Annotated in this window: 19 protein-coding genes; 6 read left to right on the top strand and 13 right to left on the bottom strand. The window is 59.4% G+C overall.

Annotation, left to right across the window (positions count from 1 at the left end):
- Positions 1 to 5: 5 nt before the first annotated feature.
- From cysN to IB252_RS21295, 3 genes are all read right to left on the bottom strand, one after another.
- A complete protein-coding gene (gene cysN / locus IB252_RS21305; RefSeq protein WP_046045871.1) occupies positions 6 to 1,904 on the bottom strand; it encodes a sulfate adenylyltransferase subunit CysN in 1,899 nt (632 codons plus the stop codon).
- A gap of 9 nt (positions 1,905 to 1,913) precedes the next feature.
- A complete protein-coding gene (gene cysD / locus IB252_RS21300; RefSeq protein ID WP_030128620.1) occupies positions 1,914 to 2,831 on the bottom strand; it encodes a sulfate adenylyltransferase subunit CysD in 918 nt (305 codons plus the stop codon).
- A 248-nt stretch (positions 2,832 to 3,079) separates the two neighbouring features.
- Entirely contained in the window at positions 3,080 to 3,838 is a 759-nt protein-coding gene (locus IB252_RS21295) for a Nif3-like dinuclear metal center hexameric protein (RefSeq protein WP_046045869.1), read from the bottom strand.
- A gap of 102 nt (positions 3,839 to 3,940) precedes the next feature.
- Here IB252_RS21295 and algW point away from each other — a divergent pair, with 102 nt between their 5' ends.
- Complete coding sequence (gene algW, locus IB252_RS21290; protein ID WP_192410161.1) at positions 3,941 to 5,101, top strand: Do family serine endopeptidase AlgW; 1,161 nt, start codon at positions 3,941 to 3,943, stop codon at positions 5,099 to 5,101.
- A gap of 60 nt (positions 5,102 to 5,161) precedes the next feature.
- Here the strand turns inward: algW and hisC are convergent, their stop codons facing one another.
- The 10 genes from hisC to IB252_RS21240 all read right to left on the bottom strand — a co-directional run bounded on the left by hisC (position 5,162) and on the right by IB252_RS21240 (position 13,116).
- Positions 5,162 to 6,214, bottom strand: coding sequence for a histidinol-phosphate transaminase (gene hisC / locus IB252_RS21285; protein WP_192410160.1), 1,053 nt, complete (start codon positions 6,212 to 6,214; stop codon positions 5,162 to 5,164).
- Between the two features lie 2 nt (positions 6,215 to 6,216).
- Entirely contained in the window at positions 6,217 to 7,542 is a 1,326-nt protein-coding gene (gene hisD / locus IB252_RS21280) for a histidinol dehydrogenase (RefSeq protein WP_111450399.1), read from the bottom strand.
- A gap of 125 nt (positions 7,543 to 7,667) precedes the next feature.
- Entirely contained in the window at positions 7,668 to 8,303 is a 636-nt protein-coding gene (gene hisG / locus IB252_RS21275; protein ID WP_007901570.1) for an ATP phosphoribosyltransferase, read from the bottom strand.
- A gap of 128 nt (positions 8,304 to 8,431) precedes the next feature.
- A complete protein-coding gene (gene murA / locus IB252_RS21270; protein WP_111450400.1) occupies positions 8,432 to 9,697 on the bottom strand; it encodes a UDP-N-acetylglucosamine 1-carboxyvinyltransferase in 1,266 nt (421 codons plus the stop codon).
- Positions 9,698 to 9,719: 22 nt separating this feature from the next.
- Positions 9,720 to 9,959: a BolA family protein gene (locus IB252_RS21265; protein WP_007912386.1), complete on the bottom strand. Its 240-nt coding sequence runs from the start codon at positions 9,957 to 9,959 to the stop codon at positions 9,720 to 9,722.
- Between the two features lie 113 nt (positions 9,960 to 10,072).
- Positions 10,073 to 10,378 (bottom strand): lipid asymmetry maintenance protein MlaB, encoded by a 306-nt coding sequence (locus IB252_RS21260; RefSeq protein ID WP_008150739.1) that lies wholly within the window; start codon positions 10,376 to 10,378, stop codon positions 10,073 to 10,075.
- A complete protein-coding gene (locus tag IB252_RS21255; protein WP_192410159.1) occupies positions 10,375 to 11,031 on the bottom strand; it encodes a phospholipid-binding protein MlaC in 657 nt (218 codons plus the stop codon). The genes IB252_RS21260 and IB252_RS21255 overlap by 4 nt, the downstream gene beginning before the upstream one ends.
- A gap of 11 nt (positions 11,032 to 11,042) precedes the next feature.
- Complete coding sequence (mlaD, locus tag IB252_RS21250; protein ID WP_111450402.1) at positions 11,043 to 11,510, bottom strand: outer membrane lipid asymmetry maintenance protein MlaD; 468 nt, start codon at positions 11,508 to 11,510, stop codon at positions 11,043 to 11,045.
- Entirely contained in the window at positions 11,510 to 12,307 is a 798-nt protein-coding gene (gene mlaE, locus IB252_RS21245) for a lipid asymmetry maintenance ABC transporter permease subunit MlaE (RefSeq protein WP_192410158.1), read from the bottom strand. Before mlaE ends, mlaD begins: the two co-directional genes overlap by 1 nt.
- Positions 12,307 to 13,116, bottom strand: coding sequence for an ATP-binding cassette domain-containing protein (locus tag IB252_RS21240; RefSeq protein WP_192410157.1), 810 nt, complete (start codon positions 13,114 to 13,116; stop codon positions 12,307 to 12,309). Before IB252_RS21240 ends, mlaE begins: the two co-directional genes overlap by 1 nt.
- A 276-nt stretch (positions 13,117 to 13,392) precedes the next feature.
- On the opposite strand from IB252_RS21240, the gene IB252_RS21235 reads away from it, so the two are divergent.
- Genes IB252_RS21235 through lptB form a run of 5 tightly spaced genes read left to right on the top strand, consistent with a single transcriptional unit; the run spans position 13,393 to position 16,731 of the window.
- Entirely contained in the window at positions 13,393 to 14,367 is a 975-nt protein-coding gene (locus tag IB252_RS21235) for a KpsF/GutQ family sugar-phosphate isomerase (RefSeq protein ID WP_008150750.1), read from the top strand.
- Entirely contained in the window at positions 14,367 to 14,891 is a 525-nt protein-coding gene (locus IB252_RS21230) for a KdsC family phosphatase (RefSeq protein ID WP_192410156.1), read from the top strand. Before IB252_RS21235 ends, IB252_RS21230 begins: the two co-directional genes overlap by 1 nt.
- A 7-nt stretch (positions 14,892 to 14,898) precedes the next feature.
- Positions 14,899 to 15,471, top strand: coding sequence for an LPS export ABC transporter periplasmic protein LptC (lptC, locus tag IB252_RS21225; RefSeq protein ID WP_046052887.1), 573 nt, complete (start codon positions 14,899 to 14,901; stop codon positions 15,469 to 15,471).
- Positions 15,458 to 16,006, top strand: coding sequence for a lipopolysaccharide transport periplasmic protein LptA (gene lptA, locus IB252_RS21220; protein ID WP_111450405.1), 549 nt, complete (start codon positions 15,458 to 15,460; stop codon positions 16,004 to 16,006). The genes lptC and lptA overlap by 14 nt, the downstream gene beginning before the upstream one ends.
- Positions 16,006 to 16,731: an LPS export ABC transporter ATP-binding protein gene (lptB, locus tag IB252_RS21215; protein ID WP_008150757.1), complete on the top strand. Its 726-nt coding sequence runs from the start codon at positions 16,006 to 16,008 to the stop codon at positions 16,729 to 16,731. Before lptA ends, lptB begins: the two co-directional genes overlap by 1 nt.
- Positions 16,732 to 16,771 lie beyond the last annotated feature (40 nt).

The raw sequence follows: 16,771 nt of genomic DNA, 5'->3' as shown, positions 1-16,771 counted from the left end.
AACGCTTAGATCGCGCCACGCTTGCGCAGCAGATCCAGCACTTGCTTGACGCTTTCTTCCAGCGACAGCGACTGGGTGTCGACCACAAGGTCGGCGTCCAGTGGCACGTCGTACGGGAAGGAATCGCCCGGGATGTTATCCCCGGCCGCCGCGTACAGGCCTTGTGGGTCACGCTCGGCACAGACTGTCGGCGAGGCCTGGACGTAGACCGTCAGCAGACGTTCCTTGCCGATCAGCTCCCGGGCTTGCTCACGACCTTCGGCACTCGGCGCAACGAAGGCCGCCAGCGTCAGCAGACCGGCTTCGTTGAACTGACGCGCAACGTGCGCCGCACGACGCCAGTTCTCGGTACGCCCGGCGCGATCCTGTGGCAGACCTTTGTTCAGGTCGTGACGCAGGTTCTGGCCATCGAGTACAAACACCGCGCGGCCCATGTCGAACAGCTTGCGTTCAACGGCGTAAGCCAGGGTGCTTTTGCCGGCGCCCGACAAGCCGCTGAACAACACGGTGGCCGGTTGCTGGCCGAAGCGCTGGGCGCGTTCTTCGGTGGCAACATGCGCCAGTTTGCCGTGATGCGTGCTGGTGCCATGGCTCAACGGCTGAGCGATGATCATGCCGGCCGCAACGGTGCCATTGGTCAAACGATCGATGACGATGAACGAACCGGTGGTGCGGTTGCTCGCGTAACCGTCCAGCGCGATGGCCGCGTCGAGGCTGATCTTGACCCGACCGATCTCGTTCAAGTGCAACGAACTGGCCGGACCTTCTTCCAGGGTGTTCACGTCAACGCGGTTGACGATGCTGGTGATCGAACCCGGCACGTAGGTAGTGGCGCGCTTGATGTCGTATTTCTTGCCCGGCAGCATCGGCTCTTCGGCCATCCACACCAGCATGGCGTCGAAGGCATCGGTCACTTGCGGCTGGTTGTCGGCGTGCACCAGCAAGTCGCCGCGGGAGATGTCGATCTCGTCTTCCATGGTCAGCGTCACCGCTTGACCAGGACCGGCGTGCTCCAGCTCGCCTTCGAAGGTGACGATGGATTTCACGCGGCTGCTCTTGCCCGACGGCAGCACCACGACTTCGTCGCCCTTGTGCACGACGCCGCTGGCCAGCGTACCGGCGAAACCACGGAAGTTCAGGTTCGGACGGTTGACGTACTGCACCGGGAAACGCAGGTCGGTGTAGTTGCGGTCGTTGGCAATCTCGACGGTTTCAAGGATTTCCATCAGCGACTGGCCGGTGTACCACGGCGAGCGCTCGGACTTGTTCACCACGTTGTCGCCCTTGAGCGCCGACATCGGCACGAAGGCCATGGTGGTCGGCTTGAACGCGATGCCTTCGGCGAACTTCAGGTAATCGGCCTTGATCGACTCGAAGACGGTTTCGTCGAAACCATTGAGGTCCATTTTGTTGATGGCGACAACAATGTGTTTGATGCCCAGCAACGAGGCAATGAAGCTGTGGCGACGGGTCTGGGTCTGCACGCCGTAACGGGCGTCGACCAGGATGATCGCCAGGTCACAGGTGGACGCACCGGTGGCCATGTTGCGGGTGTACTGCTCATGGCCAGGGGTGTCGGCAATGATGAATTTGCGTTTGGCGGTGGAGAAGTAGCGGTAAGCGACATCAATGGTGATGCCCTGCTCACGCTCGGCCTGCAGGCCGTCGACCAGCAATGCCAGGTCGATGTCGTCGCCAGTGGTGCCGACTTTTTTCGAGTCGCGGGTAATGGCTTCCAGGTGATCTTCGTAGATCATTTTGGAGTCGTGCAGCAGGCGCCCGATCAGGGTGCTCTTGCCGTCGTCGACGTTGCCACAGGTCAGAAAGCGCAGCATTTCCTTGCGTTCGTGCTGGCCCAGGTAGGCGAGGATGTCCTCGCTGATCAAATCAGATGCGTGCGACATGACAACCCCTTAGAAATAACCCTGACGTTTCTTTTCTTCCATCGAGCCTGCGCCATCGTGATCGATGACCCGGCCCTGGCGTTCGGAAGTTCGCGTCAGGAGCATTTCCTGAATGATGTCGGTCAGGCTGGTGGCCTCGGACTCGACCGCACCGGTCAACGGGTAGTCGCCGAGTGTACGGAAGCGGACCTTCTTCTTGACGATGCGCGCCTTGTCTTCATCGCTCAGGTGATTGAGCAGGCGTTCGTCGTCGATCATGATCCAGGTGCCATTCATCTCGATGACGTCGCGCTCGGCGGCGAAATACAGCGGCACAATCGGGATGCCTTCGAGGTAGATGTACTGCCAGATGTCCAGTTCGGTCCAGTTCGACAATGGGAAAACACGGATCGATTCGCCCTTGTTGACCTTGCCGTTGTAGACGTTCCACAACTCGGGACGCTGGTTTTTCGGGTCCCAGCGGTGCTTGGTATCGCGGAAGGAATACACGCGCTCTTTGGCACGGGATTTCTCTTCGTCACGACGGGCACCACCGAAAGCGGCATCGAAACCGTACTTGTCGAGGGCCTGCTTGAGGCCTTCGGTTTTCATGATATCGGTGTGCTTGGCGCTGCCGTGGGTGAGCGGGTTAATACCCTGCGCAACACCCTCGGGATTCACGTGCACCAGCAGGTCAAGGCCGAGCTCTTCGACCATGCGGTCGCGGAACGCGTACATTTCCTTGAACTTCCACCGGGTGTCGACGTGCATCACTGGGAACGGCAGTTTGCCCGGGAAGAATGCCTTGCGCGCAAGGTGCAGCATCACGGCGGAGTCTTTACCGACGGAGTACAGCATCACCGGGTTATCGAACTCGGCGGCGACCTCGCGGATGATGTGGATGCTTTCGGCCTCCAGCTGTTTCAGATGCGTCAGTTTGTCGACCATGGCTACTCACGAAAACGATCTTATGGACGGCCAGCGGGCCGTGTTCGAGCGAGGAATCCTAGCACAGCGACCTCTTCTAATCAGGACGCAAGCTAGATCGAAAGGGTATATGAATATACCTGCCTGTTCGGGTGTACTGGGTCCTGTGGGAGTGAGCCTGCTCGCGATAGCGGTGTGTCAGTCACATCAATATCGAATGTGACGCAGCTATCGCGAGCAGGCTCGCTCCCACAGTGGGTATGGGTGATTCAGATCGGATTCGGGCAATCGATGAAGATGTGCTCGAGGGCAAAGCGCCGCGCCAGATAATCGCCCAACGCCTGCACGCCATAACGCTCGGTGGCGTGATGGCCGGCGGCGATGAAGCTGATGTCGTTTTCCCGGGCGCTGTGGAAGGTCTGCTCGGACGCCTCACCGCTGAGGTACAAGTCGACGCCAGCCAGCACGGCCTGATCGATGTACCCTTGACCGCCACCGGTGCACCAGCCAACGCGGCGAATCATCTCGCTGCCTTCGATCAGCAACGGCTCGCGGCCCATGACTTCTTGTACGCGGCGGGCAAAATCGCGGGCCGTCACCGGCTCGTTCAATGAACCGACCAGCCCGACAACTTTGAGATTGTCCGGATCCAATGGGCCTTCCACTGTGATATCGAGCTGACGTGCCAGCTGAACGTTATTGCCGACTTCCGGGTGCAGATCCAGCGGCAGATGGTAGGACAACAGGCTGATATCGTGCTTGAGCAGGGTTTTCAACCGACGCTGCTTCATGCCGGTGATGCACGGATTCTCGCCTTTCCAGAAATAGCCGTGATGCACCAGTACCAGGTCGGCGCTGGCTTCCACAGCGGCGTCGAGCAACGCCTGGCTGGCGGTGACGCCACTGACGATGCGCATGACCTGCGGCCGGCCTTCGACCTGCAACCCGTTGGGGCAGTAATCGGCAATCTTTGCACTGTTAAGGTAACGGTCGGCTTCTTCGACCAGGGTGCTCAAGGCGACGGCCATAAAAGACTCCTAAATATCCCGTTCAGAGGCACGCTTCGCCTCGTATAATGCGCGACATTATGGGCGGTCTCATACCGCCTGCAACCTCTCAGGACGTGCTTAATGCTCAAAGCGCTGCGTTTTTCTGGCTGGCCGCTGTTGGCCGGCGTGCTTATTGCCCTGTTAATCATCCAGCGTTACCCGCAGTGGGTCGGACTCCCGAGCCTCGACGTCAACATGCAGCAAGCCCCGCAAACCACCACCATGCAACAAGGTCCGGTGTCCTATGCCGACGCAGTGACCACGGCCGCACCTTCGGTGGTCAACCTGTACACCACCAAAGTCATCAACAAGCCGAACCATCCGCTGTTCGAAGATCCGCAGTTCCGTCGTTTCTTCGGCGACAACTCGCCCAAGCAGAAGCGCATGGAATCGAGCCTCGGCTCGGGCGTGATCATGAGCCCGGAAGGTTACCTGCTGACCAACAACCACGTGACCAGCGGCGCCGACCAGATTGTGGTAGCGCTCAAGGACGGGCGTGAAACCCTGGCCCGAGTGATCGGCAGCGACCCGGAAACCGACCTCGCGGTCCTGAAGATCGACTTGAAGAATCTTCCATCGATCACCGTCGGGCGCTCCGACAACATCCGCATCGGCGACGTGGCCCTGGCCATCGGCAACCCGTTCGGCGTCGGCCAGACCGTGACCATGGGCATCATCAGCGCCACCGGGCGCAATCAGCTGGGCTTGAACAACTACGAAGACTTCATCCAGACCGACGCTGCGATCAACCCCGGCAACTCCGGCGGTGCGCTGGTGGATGCCAACGGCAACCTGACCGGCATCAACACGGCGATCTTCTCCAAGTCCGGCGGTTCGCAGGGCATCGGTTTCGCAATCCCGGTGAAGCTGGCCATGGAAGTGATGAAGTCGATTATCGAGCACGGCCAGGTGATTCGCGGCTGGCTCGGTATCGAAGTGCAGCCGTTGAGCCAGGAACTGGCGGAATCGTTTGGTCTGTCGGGGCGGCCGGGCATTGTGGTCGCGGGGATTTTCCGTGACGGCCCGGCACAGAAGGCCGGCCTGCAACTGGGTGACGTGATCCTCAGCATCGACGGCGAACCGGCGGGCGATGGTCGCAAGTCAATGAACCAGGTGGCGCGCATCAAGCCGACCGACAAGGTGACGATTCAGGTGATGCGCAATGGCAAAGAGCTGAAGCTCACGGCAGAAATCGGTCTGCGTCCGCCGCCTGCGCCGATCAAGGAAAAAGAAGAAGAGTAAGCAGTCGATACCAAACCCTGTGGGAGCGAGCCTGCTCGCTCCCACAGGGTCAGTGTTGAGTCAGAGGTCGCCGAGGCTGTCGATCAACGCCTGATTCTGCTCCGGTGTGCCAATCGAGATCCGCAGGAACTGGGCAATCCGTTCCTGCTTGAAGTGCCGAACGATCACGCCTTGCTCACGCAACTTCGCCGCCAGCCCTGCCGCATCGTGTTGCGGATGACGGGCGAAGATGAAGTTCGCCGCCGACGGCAACACTTCAAAGCCTTTCGCTTGCAGTTGCGCAACGACGTTTTCACGATTCTCGATGACCAACCGGCAAGTCTTGTCGAAGTACTCACGATCTTCGAACGCTGCGGCTGCACCGACATTCGCCAGACGATCCAGCGGATAGGAGTTGAAGCTGTTCTTGATCCGCTCCAGCGCCTCGATCAGGTCCGGGTGCCCCACCGCCAGCCCCACCCTCAGGCCCGCCAGTGAACGGGACTTGGACAGGGTCTGGGTCACCAGCAGGTTCGGATAACGATCCACCAGGCTGATCGCCGTCTCACCGCCGAAATCGATGTAAGCCTCATCCACCACGACCACCGAATCCGGGCTGGCCTTGAGGATTTTCTCCACCGCATCCAGCGCCAACAGGCAGCCGGTCGGTGCGTTCGGATTCGGGAAGATGATCCCGCCGTTCGGCTTGGCGTAGTCCGCCGGGTTGATCTGGAACTGCTCGTCCAGCGCCACCGCGTCGAAGGCGATGCCATACAACCCGCAGTAAACCGGATAGAAGCTGTAGCTGATATCCGGGAACAGCACTGGATTATCGTGTTGCAGCAAGCCGTGAAAAATGTGCGCCAAGACTTCGTCGGAACCGTTGCCGAGGAACACCTGATTGCTCTGCACGCCGTAGTACCCGGCCACCGCGTTCTTCAGCAGATCGCTGTTCGGGTCCGGGTACAGACGCAAATTGTCGTTCAGTTCGGTCTGCATCGCCGCCAAGGCTTTTGGCGATGGTCCGTACGGGTTTTCGTTGGTGTTGAGCTTCACCAGTTTCGCCAGTTTCGGCTGCTCGCCCGGCACGTAAGGCACCAGGCTCTTGACGAAGGGACTCCAGAATTTACTCATACTCAGTTGCCCTTCTTATCGTCAACGATGCGGTATTCGGCACTGCGCGCGTGAGCGGTCAACGACTCGCCACGGGCCAGCACGGAAGCGGTTTTGCCCAGTTCCGACGCACCCTGCTCGGAGCAGTAGATGATCGACGAGCGCTTCTGGAAGTCGTACACACCCAGCGGCGAGGAGAAACGCGCGGTGCCGGAGGTAGGCAACACGTGGTTCGGGCCGGCGCAGTAGTCGCCCAAGGCCTCGGAGGTGTGACGGCCCATGAAGATCGCGCCAGCGTGGCGAATCTTCGGCAGCCAGGCCTGCGGATCAGCAACGGACAACTCAAGGTGTTCCGGTGCAATGCGGTTGGCCACTTCGATGGCCTGGTCCATGTCGCGGACCTTGATCAGGGCACCACGGCCATTGATCGACGTTTCGATGATCTCGGCGCGCTCCATGGTCGGCAGCAGTTTGGCGATGCTGGCGGCGACCTTGTCGAGGAACTCGGCGTCCGGGCTGACCAGAATCGCCTGGGCGTCTTCGTCGTGCTCAGCCTGGGAAAACAGGTCCATGGCGATCCAGTCCGGATCAGTCTGGCCGTCGCAGACCACGAGGATTTCGGATGGACCGGCGATCATGTCGATGCCGACCTGGCCGAACACGTGGCGCTTGGCGGTGGCGACATAGATGTTGCCCGGACCGACCACCTTGTCGACCTTCGGCACGCTTTCGGTGCCGTAAGCCAGCGCAGCAACCGCTTGAGCGCCGCCGATGGTGAACACGCGGTCGACGCCGGCGATGCAGGCAGCGGCCAGCACCAGCTCGTTGATTTCGCCACGAGGCGTCGGCACCACCATGACCACTTCAGTCACGCCGGCCACCTTGGCCGGAATCGCGTTCATCAGTACCGAGGACGGATAAGACGCTTTGCCGCCCGGTACGTACAGACCGGCGCGATCCAGCGGCGTGACCTTCTGGCCCAGCACAGTGCCGTCGGCTTCGGTGTAGCTCCAGGAATCCTGTTTCTGTTTCTCGTGGTAGCTGCGTACTCGGGACGCGGCTTTTTCCAGCGCTTCACGCTGTGGCACGGTGATTCGGGTCAGGGCCAGTTCCAGGCGCTCACGAGGCAGAATCAGGTCCGCCATGGACGCGACCTGCAGGCCGTCGAACTTCTGGGTGAATTCCACCAGCGCCGCATCGCCACGCTCGCGCACGGCCTTGATGATGTCCAGCACCCGCTGATTGACCGAGTCGTCAGACACACTTTCCCAGCTCAGCAGATGATCCAGATGATGTGCGAAATCCGGGTCAGCAGCGTTGAGTCGGCGAATTGCAGTCGGTGCGGTCATAGCGAGAGCCTCATAGGAATGGCAAAAAACTCAGGTACCCGAAGCTACCATCGATCCGCTTGGGCACCTGAGAATTCTGGCTATGAGGCGGATAGACGGGCGCGACTTAACGTCGCGCAGGTAAATCAGCCGCGGTGTCGAGACTCCACTGCCTTGCGCAGGGTGTCGATCAACGCCTGGATACGGGCGTGCTGCATTTTCATCGATGCTTTGTTCACGATCAGCCGGGAGCTGATGTCGGCAATGAAATCCTGGGGTTCCAGGCCATTGGCGCGCAGGGTGTTGCCGGTGTCGACCACGTCGATGATCTTGTCTGCCAGACCGATCAGCGGCGCCAGTTCCATCGAGCCATAGAGCTTGATGATGTCGACCTGACGGCCCTGTTCGGCGTAATAGCGCTTGGCAACGTTGACGAATTTGGTCGCCACACGCAGGCGGCCCTTGGGCTCGACATCGCCGACACGGCCGGCCGTCATCAGCTTGCACAGGGCAATTCGCAGGTCCAACGGCTCGTACAAACCCTGGCCGCCATATTCCATCAGCACATCTTTACCGGCGACGCCCAGGTCAGCGGCACCATGTTCGACGTAAGTCGGCACATCGGTGGCGCGCACGATCAGCAGACGTACATCGGCCTGGGTCGTGGGGATGATCAGCTTGCGGCTCTTGTCCGGATTCTCGGTCGGCACGATGCCCGCTTCAGCCAGAAGCGGCAGGGTGTCGTCAAGGATACGGCCCTTGGACAGTGCGATGGTCAACATGGGAAACGTCAGTCCTTATCAAGGTACTCATGCCCGGTCGCAAATGGCGCCGGACACACATCGAGCCGGTAACCGGCTCGACTTGAAACGAATTCAACGGGCGCGTCCTTGCGCCCATGCAGCAGAAACTAGCCCGGTACGCGGCGGATCTTGGCGCCGAGCATCTGCAGTTTCTCTTCGATGCACTCGTAACCACGGTCGATGTGGTAGATGCGATCGATCAGGGTGTCGCCTTCGGCGATCAGCGCCGAGATCACCAGGCTGGCCGAAGCACGCAGGTCGGTGGCCATGACTGGCGCGCCCTTCAGCGTTTCGGTGCCAGTGACGATGGCGGTGTTGCCTTCAACCTGGATCTTGGCGCCCATGCGGTGCAGCTCGTACACGTGCATGAAGCGGTTTTCGAAGATCGTCTCGATCACGGCACCGGTGCCTTCGGCAATGGCGTTGAGGGAGATGAACTGCGCCTGCATATCGGTCGGGAACGCCGGGTACGGAGCGGTACGCACGTTAACGGCTTTTGGCCGCTTGCCGTGCATGTTCAGCTCGATCCAGTCTTCGCCGCAGGTGATTTCGGCACCCGATTCCTTGAGTTTCTCAAGAACGGCTTCGAGGATGGTCGGATCGGTGTCCTTGACCTTCACACGACCGCCAGTCACAGCAGCGGCGACCAGGTAGGTGCCGGTCTCGATACGGTCAGGCATCACTTTGTAAGTGGTCGGGTGCAGACGCTCGACGCCATCGATGGTGATGGTGTCAGTGCCGGCGCCAGTGATCTTGGCGCCCATGGCGATCAGGAAGTTCGCCAGGTCGATGACTTCAGGCTCGCGAGCGGCGTTTGCCAGAACGCTGCGGCCCTTGGCCAGAGCGGCTGCCATCATGATGTTTTCGGTACCGGTCACACTGACGGTGTCGAAGAAGAAGTGCGCACCGCGCAGGCCACCTTCAGGTGCCTTGGCCTTGATGTAGCCGCCTTCGACGTCGATGACCGCGCCCATGGCTTCGAGGCCACGAATGTGCAGGTCAACCGGACGCGAACCAATGGCGCAACCGCCAGGCAGTGCGACTTCGGCTTCACCGAAACGTGCAACCATCGGGCCCAGCACCAGAATCGACGCACGCATGGTTTTCACCAGTTCGTACGGAGCGATCAGGGTCTTGATGGTGCGCGGGTCGATTTCGACGCTGAGTTTCTCGTCGATCACCGGCTCGATGCCCATACGACCGAACAGTTCGATCATGGTGGTGATGTCGTGCAGGTGCGGCAGGTTGGCAACAGTCACCGGGCCATCGCACAGCAAGGTTGCAGCCAGGATCGGCAGGGCAGAGTTCTTTGCCCCGGAGATGCGGATTTCGCCATCAAGACGAACGCCACCGGTAATTATCAATTTATCCATAAGAATCTCGACGCCCTTGGGCTCAGGTGCGCTCGGCCCAGGCCGCGCTGCTGAAAAATTTCATAGTGACCGCATGGATGCTGCCATCGGTGATCCATGGGTTCAAATGGGCATAGATCTGCTGCTGACGCTTCACCGGGCTCAACGCCGCCAGTTCATCGCTAATCACGTTCAGCTGAAAGTTGCAGCCTTCGCCCTCGACTTCTACTAGGGTTCCTGGCAGCTTTCCTTCAAGGAAGCTCTTCACTTCTACGGCCTGCATGCTCAACCTCAATCGGCGCCCTGTGCGCGCGGGTCGGACATCATACAAAAAAGCCCCGCGCCTGCGAACCCCGCGAAGCAGGACTCTGACGGGGGGCTTCTTAATAGATGCGGTTATGGATGCGCCAACAGCTCGGTCAATTCGCTGACCTGAGCGATTTCGCGCATGTCTTCTGGCATCCCGCGGATGCTCAGCGCCTTGCCGGCCGCCTCTGCATCACGCATGAAGCACAGCAACAGTGACAAGCCGACACTGCTGGACTTCAACACTGCCGAGCAATCGACCACCAGTGCAGCGGCCTTGCTGGATTTGATCAGCGCCTGCCCCTGCTTGCGCAAACCGGGGCCGGTGCGGTAATCCAGCATGCCGCTGAGCGTCAGCTCGCCGGATTCGCTCATGCGAATGGCCGACACACTCATTGAGCTTGCTTCTCGGGTGTTTGCTTCTGGCTGGCTTCCTTGGCTTTGGCCACTTCCCCGGCCCAACCATTGATGGTCTTGTCCAGGTCGTTGCCATTGCGCTGCATGGCATCAGCGAACTGATCACGGAACAGCTTGCCGATGTTAATGCCGTTGATGATCACGTTACGCAGCTTCCACTCGCCATTGATCTTTTCGAGTGTGTAGGACACAGGATAGATCGCGCCGTTGGTGCCTTTGACCGTCATGGCAACGCTTGTACGGTCTCCCGACTCATCCTTGGCAGGGTCGACGACGATCCCCTGATTGTTGTACTCGAGCAAAGCGTTGCCATAGAACTGGAACAGGCCCTTTTTGAAGTTTTCTTCAAAGGTCTTCATTTGCGCAGGCGTGGCTTTGCGCGAATATTTGACCGTCATGATGCTCTTGGAAATGCCCTCGGCATCCACAACAGGTCCGACGATGGTGTTCAGCGCCGTATAGAAGTCTTGCGGGTCTTGCTTGTACTTCTCTTTATTGGCCGACAGATTGGCAAGTAGCCGATTGGTGGTGTCCTGCACGATATCGTGCGCTGAGGGCGCCGCCACGGCGTTAGCCATCAACGGCAGGGCCGCGAGTAATACCAACAGGCCACGTCGCAAGGTAGAGATCATTCAAAAGCTCCTCATTTGGCGTCTTTACTAACGGTATTGAGCAGAAATTTACCGATCAGGTCTTCGAGTACCAGCGACGACTGCGTGTCGTGGATGGTTGAGCCGTCCTTGAGCAAGCTTTCTTCGCCGCCCACGCTGAGACCGATGTACTTCTCGCCCAACAGGCCAGCGGTCAGGATAGATGCAGTGGAGTCAGTCGGCAGGTTATCTACGCGTTTTTCCAGCTGCATGGTCACTCGACCGGTGAAACTGTCGCGGTCCAGATCGATCGCCGTGACCTTGCCGATGGTCACACCGGCCATGGTCACTTTAGCTCTGACAGTCAAACCGGCGATATTGTCGAAATACGCATAAAGTTTATAAGTGTCGGTGGTTGCGCTCGGGGACAGGCCACTCACCCGCAACGCCAGCAACAGCAAAGCCAGGATGCCAGCCAGCAAGAAAAGGCCGACACCGATTTCCAGGGTGCGGTTTTGCATCAGAAATCTCCAAACATCAAGGCGGTCAGAATAAAGTCCAGGCCGAGTACAGCCAAAGAGGCATACACCACGGTTTTGGTAGTGGCACGACTGATCCCCTCGGAAGTGGGCTCGCAGTCATAGCCTTGGAATACGGCGATCCAGGTCACGACAAAGGCGAAAACGATGCTTTTGATGATGCCGTTGAGCACATCGTCTGCAAAGGTCACGCTGTTCTGCATGTTGGACCAGTAGGAACCTTCATAGACACCCAGCCAGTCGACGGCCACCCACGAACCACCCCAGATGCCCACCACGCTGAAGATCATCGCCAGCACCGGCAGGGAAATGAAGCCGGCCCACAGGCGCGGGGCAATGATGTACTTGAGCGGGTCGACACCAATCATTTCCAGACTGGACAACTGCTCGGTGGACTTCATATTGCCGATTTCGGCAGTCAATGCCGAACCGGCGCGTCCGGCGAACAGCAATGCCGTGACCACGGGCCCCAGTTCACGCAACAGCGTCAGCGCAACCATCTGGCCGACTGCCTGCTCCGAACCATAGCTGGATAGAATATTGAAGCCTTGCAGCGCCAACACCATGCCGATGAACACCCCGGAGACCACGATGATCACCAGGGACATTACGCCCACCGAATGCAGTTGCTTGATCAGCAAGCCAAAACCGCCGCCAATGCCGCCACGACCGAACAAGGCATGAAACAGGAATATTGCCGAACGGCCGAACACCCCCAGCGCGTCGATGCCAGAGTGGCCGAACCGGCGAACCCGTTCTACTAGTGAAATCTTGCGCATCAACGCTGCCCCAGAAGATCTGCGCGGTAATCCGTCGCTGGAAAGTGATAGGCAACCGGACCGTCGGGCTCGCCTGTCATGAATTGACGGATGCGTGGCTCCTGCGAGTTCATCAGCTCCTCGGGAGTGCCCTGCCCCAATACCTGGCCTTCGCCGACGACATAGATGTAATCGGCGATGCTCGCGGTCTCGGCCAGGTCGTGGGAGACCACGATACTGGTGATGCCCAGCGCATCGTTGAGCAGGCGGATCAGACGCACCAGCACCCCCATGGCGATGGGGTCCTGGCCGACAAAGGGCTCGTCATACATGAGGATCTGCGGATCGAGGGCAATCGCCCGCGCCAAAGCGACGCGGCGTTTCATGCCGCCGGACAACTCGTCAGGCATCAGGTCGATGGCACCACGCAAGCCCACGGCCTGCAATTTGAGCAGGACGATGTCCCGGATCATTTCTTCCGGAAGTTCGGTATGAACGCGTAGCGGAAAGGCCACGTTCTCGAACACATCGAGATCGGTGAACAGTGCACCGCTCTGAAACAGCACGCCCATGTGCTTTCGCGCATCGAACAGATCACCGCGCGACAGTTTCGGCAGGTTCTGTCCATTGACCCAGACTTCGCCTTTGGTAGGCCGCAACTGTGCGCCCATCAGCCGCAACAGCGTAGTCTTGCCACACCCGGAAGGCCCCATGATGCCGGTGACCTTGCCGCGCGGGATACGTATATCGACGTTATTGAAAATGCTGCGCGTTCCGCGCTTGAAGGTCAGTCCCTTCAGCTCGATCGCGTAGGCTTTATCGGCACTCATCTAATCTCCTTGCGATGCAGCCTCTCACTCGGACGCCTGACTTTCTGGCGAAAGCACATACCTCCCGGGCAGGCCGAACTGGCGGCGAACTATATCACTGCAAAGGCCAAGCGCCCAAGGCCCAAGCCGGGCCATGTTGAGCAACATGACGAGGTAAAAGCTTCTATTTAGGGGTATTCGGTAACCGGGAATGACAAAGCGCGACGAACTTGCGTGAGGGTTTCGATCATTACCGTTATAATCGCCGCCTTTTCATCAGGCTATACGATTTCTGACATGAGCCAATCCAGCGACCTGATTCAATCAGCACAACGCACCATCCGCCTCGAACTGGAAGCCGTACAAGGCTTGTTGCCCCGTATCGACGCGGATTTCGTACGCGCTTGCGAAATGATTCTGGCCAGCAAAGGGCGCGTGGTCGTGGTCGGCATGGGCAAATCGGGACACATCGGCAACAAGATCGCCGCCACCCTGGCCAGCACCGGCACCACAGCCTTTTTCGTGCACCCGGCCGAAGCCAGCCACGGCGATATGGGCATGATCACCCGCGACGACATCATCCTGGCGTTGTCGAACTCCGGCTCTACCAATGAAATCGTCACCCTGCTGCCGCTGATCAAACGCCTGGGCATTCAATTGATCAGCATGACCGGCAACCCTGATTCACCGCTGGCGAAGGCTGCCGAGGTCAACCTCAACGTGCACGTCGAGCACGAAGCCTGTCCGCTCAACCTGGCACCGACCTCGTCGACCACTGCCGCCTTGGTCATGGGCGACGCCCTGGCCGTTGCGTTGCTGGAAGCCCGCGGTTTTACCGCTGAAGATTTCGCCTTTTCCCACCCCGGCGGCGCGCTTGGCCGACGCCTGCTGCTGAAAGTGGAAACCGTCATGCACGCCGGAGCAGAACTGCCCCAGGTGCAACGTGGCACGCTACTCAAGGACGCCTTGATGGAAATGACCCGCAAGGGCCTGGGCATGACTGCGATTGTGGAGGCCGATGGCAAACTGGCCGGGATCTTCACCGACGGCGACTTGCGCCGCACCCTTGACCGGACCATCGACATCCACCATACGACCATCGACGAGGTCATGACCGTCCACGGCAAGACCGCCCGGGCCGATATGCTTGCGGCCGAGGCCCTGAAAATCATGGAAGACCATCGAATCAACGCGCTGGTAGTGGTGGACAAGGAGGACCGTCCGATCGGCGCCTTCAACCTGTCCGATCTGCTGCGTGCAGGAGTAATGTAATGAGCACCGACCTGCTGCAACGCGGCAAGAACATCAAACTGGCGGTTTTTGACGTCGATGGCGTACTGACCGACGGACGCCTGTACTTCCTCGAAGACGGCAGCGAATTCAAGACGTTCAACACCCTCGACGGCCAAGGTATCAAGATGTTGATGGCAGCCGGCGTGCAGACCGCTATCATCAGTGGCCGCAAAACCCCGGTGGTCGAGCGACGCGCGAAGAACCTCGGTATTCCACACGTGTACCAAGGGCGCGAGGACAAACTGGTGGTGCTCGACGAGCTTCTTGCCCAACTCAACCTAAGCTATGAGCAAGTCGCCTATCTCGGTGACGACCTGCCGGACCTGCCAGTGATTCGCCGCGTCGGCCTGGGCATGGCGGTGGCAAACGCCGCCAGTTTCGTCCGTGACCACGCCCACGGCATCACCCAGGCCCGCGGGGGCGAGGGTGCCGCTCGCGAATTCTGCGAATTGATCCTGCGCGCGCAGGGCCGCCTTGATGCGGCAAACGCCGCGTACCTGTGAGCCAACTATGCTGAGCAAAAAGATTCGCAAATTCCTGGTGTTCGGTTGCATCGCCGCGATATTCGCAGCGGTCGGCTACTGGAACATCAGCCCGGAACGCTTCCTCGATAAGCCAGTGGCAAAGATCGATGAAACCGCGATCGACTATTACGCGATCAACGCCCACAGCGTGCAATATCTACCGGACGGCAAACTGCAATACGAAATGACGTCCGACAAGGTTGAACACCTGAAAGCCACCGAAGTGACACTGCTGACCAATCCCGACCTGAACATGTTCCGCGGAACCGAGTTTCCGTGGCACGTCCAGAGCGAGCACGGCGAAGTGAATCCCGACGGCACTCAGGTCGAACTGATTGACTCGGTGCGCATCACGCGCTTCGACGAGAAAAACCGCAAGACCCTGATTACCACCACCCGCATGACAGTGTTCCCGCAGCAGCAATATGCGCAGACCGAGCAACCCGTTAGAATCGACGGCGCTGGTGGTGTGTCGACTGGCAAGGGAATGAAAGCGTATTTGAAAGAAAGCAGGATACACCTGCTATCGAACGTAAGAGGACAGTATGAGGCTCGTTAAAACCCTCCCTATTTTGCTCGGTCTGAGCGCAGCACTGGGAAGCGTGAGCGCCTGGGCACTGCCGACCGATCAAACGCAGCCTATCCGCATTCAGGCCGACGATGCCCAGCTGGACGACAAGAATGGCGTTGCCACCTATAAAGGTGACGTGATCATCACTCAGGGCTCGATGATCGTTAAAGGCAACACCGTGACCATCACCCGCACGCCGACCGGCGACATTGACGTGGTGACTTCGGTGGGCAACCTCGCCTATTTCGAGCAACTGCAAACTGCAGGCGACACCAAACCCGTTCAGGGCTGGGGCGTGACCATCCAGTACCACGCAGCGCAAAACCGCGTCGTACTGATCGACAAGGCAAAAGTTGTCGACAAGGACAACAACGTCACCCAAGGCGAGAAAATCGTCTATGACACGGTCAAAAAGCTGGCCAGCGCCGGTCGCGCGACGGGCAACAAGGTCACCGAGTCGCGTCCGCGCATCGACATGGTGATCCAGCCGAAGAAGAAAACCGACGAGCAAAAGGCCCAGTAATGGCAACTCTGAAAGCTCAGCATCTGGCCAAGAGCTACAAGAGCCGCCAGGTCGTGCGTGACGTCAGCCTGTCGATCGACAGCGGTCAGATCGTCGGTCTCCTAGGCCCAAACGGCGCCGGCAAGACCACCTGCTTTTACATGATTGTCGGCCTGGTACAGGCCGATCAGGGCCGCGTACTGATTGACGACCTGGATGTCAGCCACCAGCCTATGCATGGTCGTGCGAAGGCTGGCATCGGCTATCTTCCGCAAGAAGCATCGATCTTCCGCAAACTCTCGGTAGCCGACAACATCATGGCGATCCTCGAGACCCGCAAGGAACTCGACAAGGCCGGTCGTCGCCAAGAGCTGGAAAGCCTGCTGCAGGAATTCCACATCAGCCACATCCGCGACAACCTCGGGATGAGCCTGTCCGGTGGTGAGCGCCGCCGTGTGGAAATCGCCCGGGCACTGGCTACCAACCCGAAATTCATCCTGCTCGACGAACCGTTCGCCGGCGTGGACCCGATTTCGGTGGGCGACATCAAGCAGATCATCTATCACCTCAAGGCCAAGGGCATTGGTGTGCTGATCACTGACCACAACGTCCGTGAAACCCTGGATATCTGCGAAACCGCCTACATCGTCAACGATGGCCAGCTGATCGCCGAAGGTGACTCTGCCACCATCCTGGCCAACGACCTGGTCAAGGAAGTGTATCTGGGCCATGAGTTCCGCCTGTAAGCACTGAGGTGTCTGGCTGGTTGCCCGGGCGCTCGTCTCG

It is taken from the genome of Pseudomonas sp. PDM10, assembly GCF_014852295.1.
In the GTDB taxonomy this organism is placed as follows: Bacteria; Pseudomonadota; Gammaproteobacteria; order Pseudomonadales; family Pseudomonadaceae; genus Aquipseudomonas.
The sequence above is the reverse complement of the archived record's forward strand: the minus strand, read 5'-3'. Positions and strand labels throughout refer to the sequence as shown.

Coding starts and splice junctions, on each gene's coding strand:
- cysN (WP_046045871.1), bottom strand. CDS start 1,904: ATGTCGCACGCATCTGATTTGATCAGCGAGGACATCCTCGCCTACCTG.
- cysD (WP_030128620.1), bottom strand. CDS start 2,831: ATGGTCGACAAACTGACGCATCTGAAACAGCTGGAGGCCGAAAGCATC.
- IB252_RS21295 (WP_046045869.1), bottom strand. CDS start 3,838: ATGGCCGTCGCCTTGAGCACCCTGGTCGAAGAAGCCGACCGTTACCTT.
- algW (WP_192410161.1), top strand. CDS start 3,941: ATGCTCAAAGCGCTGCGTTTTTCTGGCTGGCCGCTGTTGGCCGGCGTG.
- hisC (WP_192410160.1), bottom strand. CDS start 6,214: ATGAGTAAATTCTGGAGTCCCTTCGTCAAGAGCCTGGTGCCTTACGTG.
- hisD (WP_111450399.1), bottom strand. CDS start 7,542: ATGACCGCACCGACTGCAATTCGCCGACTCAACGCTGCTGACCCGGAT.
- hisG (WP_007901570.1), bottom strand. CDS start 8,303: ATGTTGACCATCGCACTGTCCAAGGGCCGTATCCTTGACGACACCCTG.
- murA (WP_111450400.1), bottom strand. CDS start 9,697: ATGGATAAATTGATAATTACCGGTGGCGTTCGTCTTGATGGCGAAATC.
- IB252_RS21265 (WP_007912386.1), bottom strand. CDS start 9,959: ATGCAGGCCGTAGAAGTGAAGAGCTTCCTTGAAGGAAAGCTGCCAGGA.
- IB252_RS21260 (WP_008150739.1), bottom strand. CDS start 10,378: ATGAGTGTGTCGGCCATTCGCATGAGCGAATCCGGCGAGCTGACGCTC.
- IB252_RS21255 (WP_192410159.1), bottom strand. CDS start 11,031: ATGATCTCTACCTTGCGACGTGGCCTGTTGGTATTACTCGCGGCCCTG.
- mlaD (WP_111450402.1), bottom strand. CDS start 11,510: ATGCAAAACCGCACCCTGGAAATCGGTGTCGGCCTTTTCTTGCTGGCT.
- mlaE (WP_192410158.1), bottom strand. CDS start 12,307: ATGCGCAAGATTTCACTAGTAGAACGGGTTCGCCGGTTCGGCCACTCT.
- IB252_RS21240 (WP_192410157.1), bottom strand. CDS start 13,116: ATGAGTGCCGATAAAGCCTACGCGATCGAGCTGAAGGGACTGACCTTC.
- IB252_RS21235 (WP_008150750.1), top strand. CDS start 13,393: ATGAGCCAATCCAGCGACCTGATTCAATCAGCACAACGCACCATCCGC.
- IB252_RS21230 (WP_192410156.1), top strand. CDS start 14,367: ATGAGCACCGACCTGCTGCAACGCGGCAAGAACATCAAACTGGCGGTT.
- lptC (WP_046052887.1), top strand. CDS start 14,899: ATGCTGAGCAAAAAGATTCGCAAATTCCTGGTGTTCGGTTGCATCGCC.
- lptA (WP_111450405.1), top strand. CDS start 15,458: ATGAGGCTCGTTAAAACCCTCCCTATTTTGCTCGGTCTGAGCGCAGCA.
- lptB (WP_008150757.1), top strand. CDS start 16,006: ATGGCAACTCTGAAAGCTCAGCATCTGGCCAAGAGCTACAAGAGCCGC.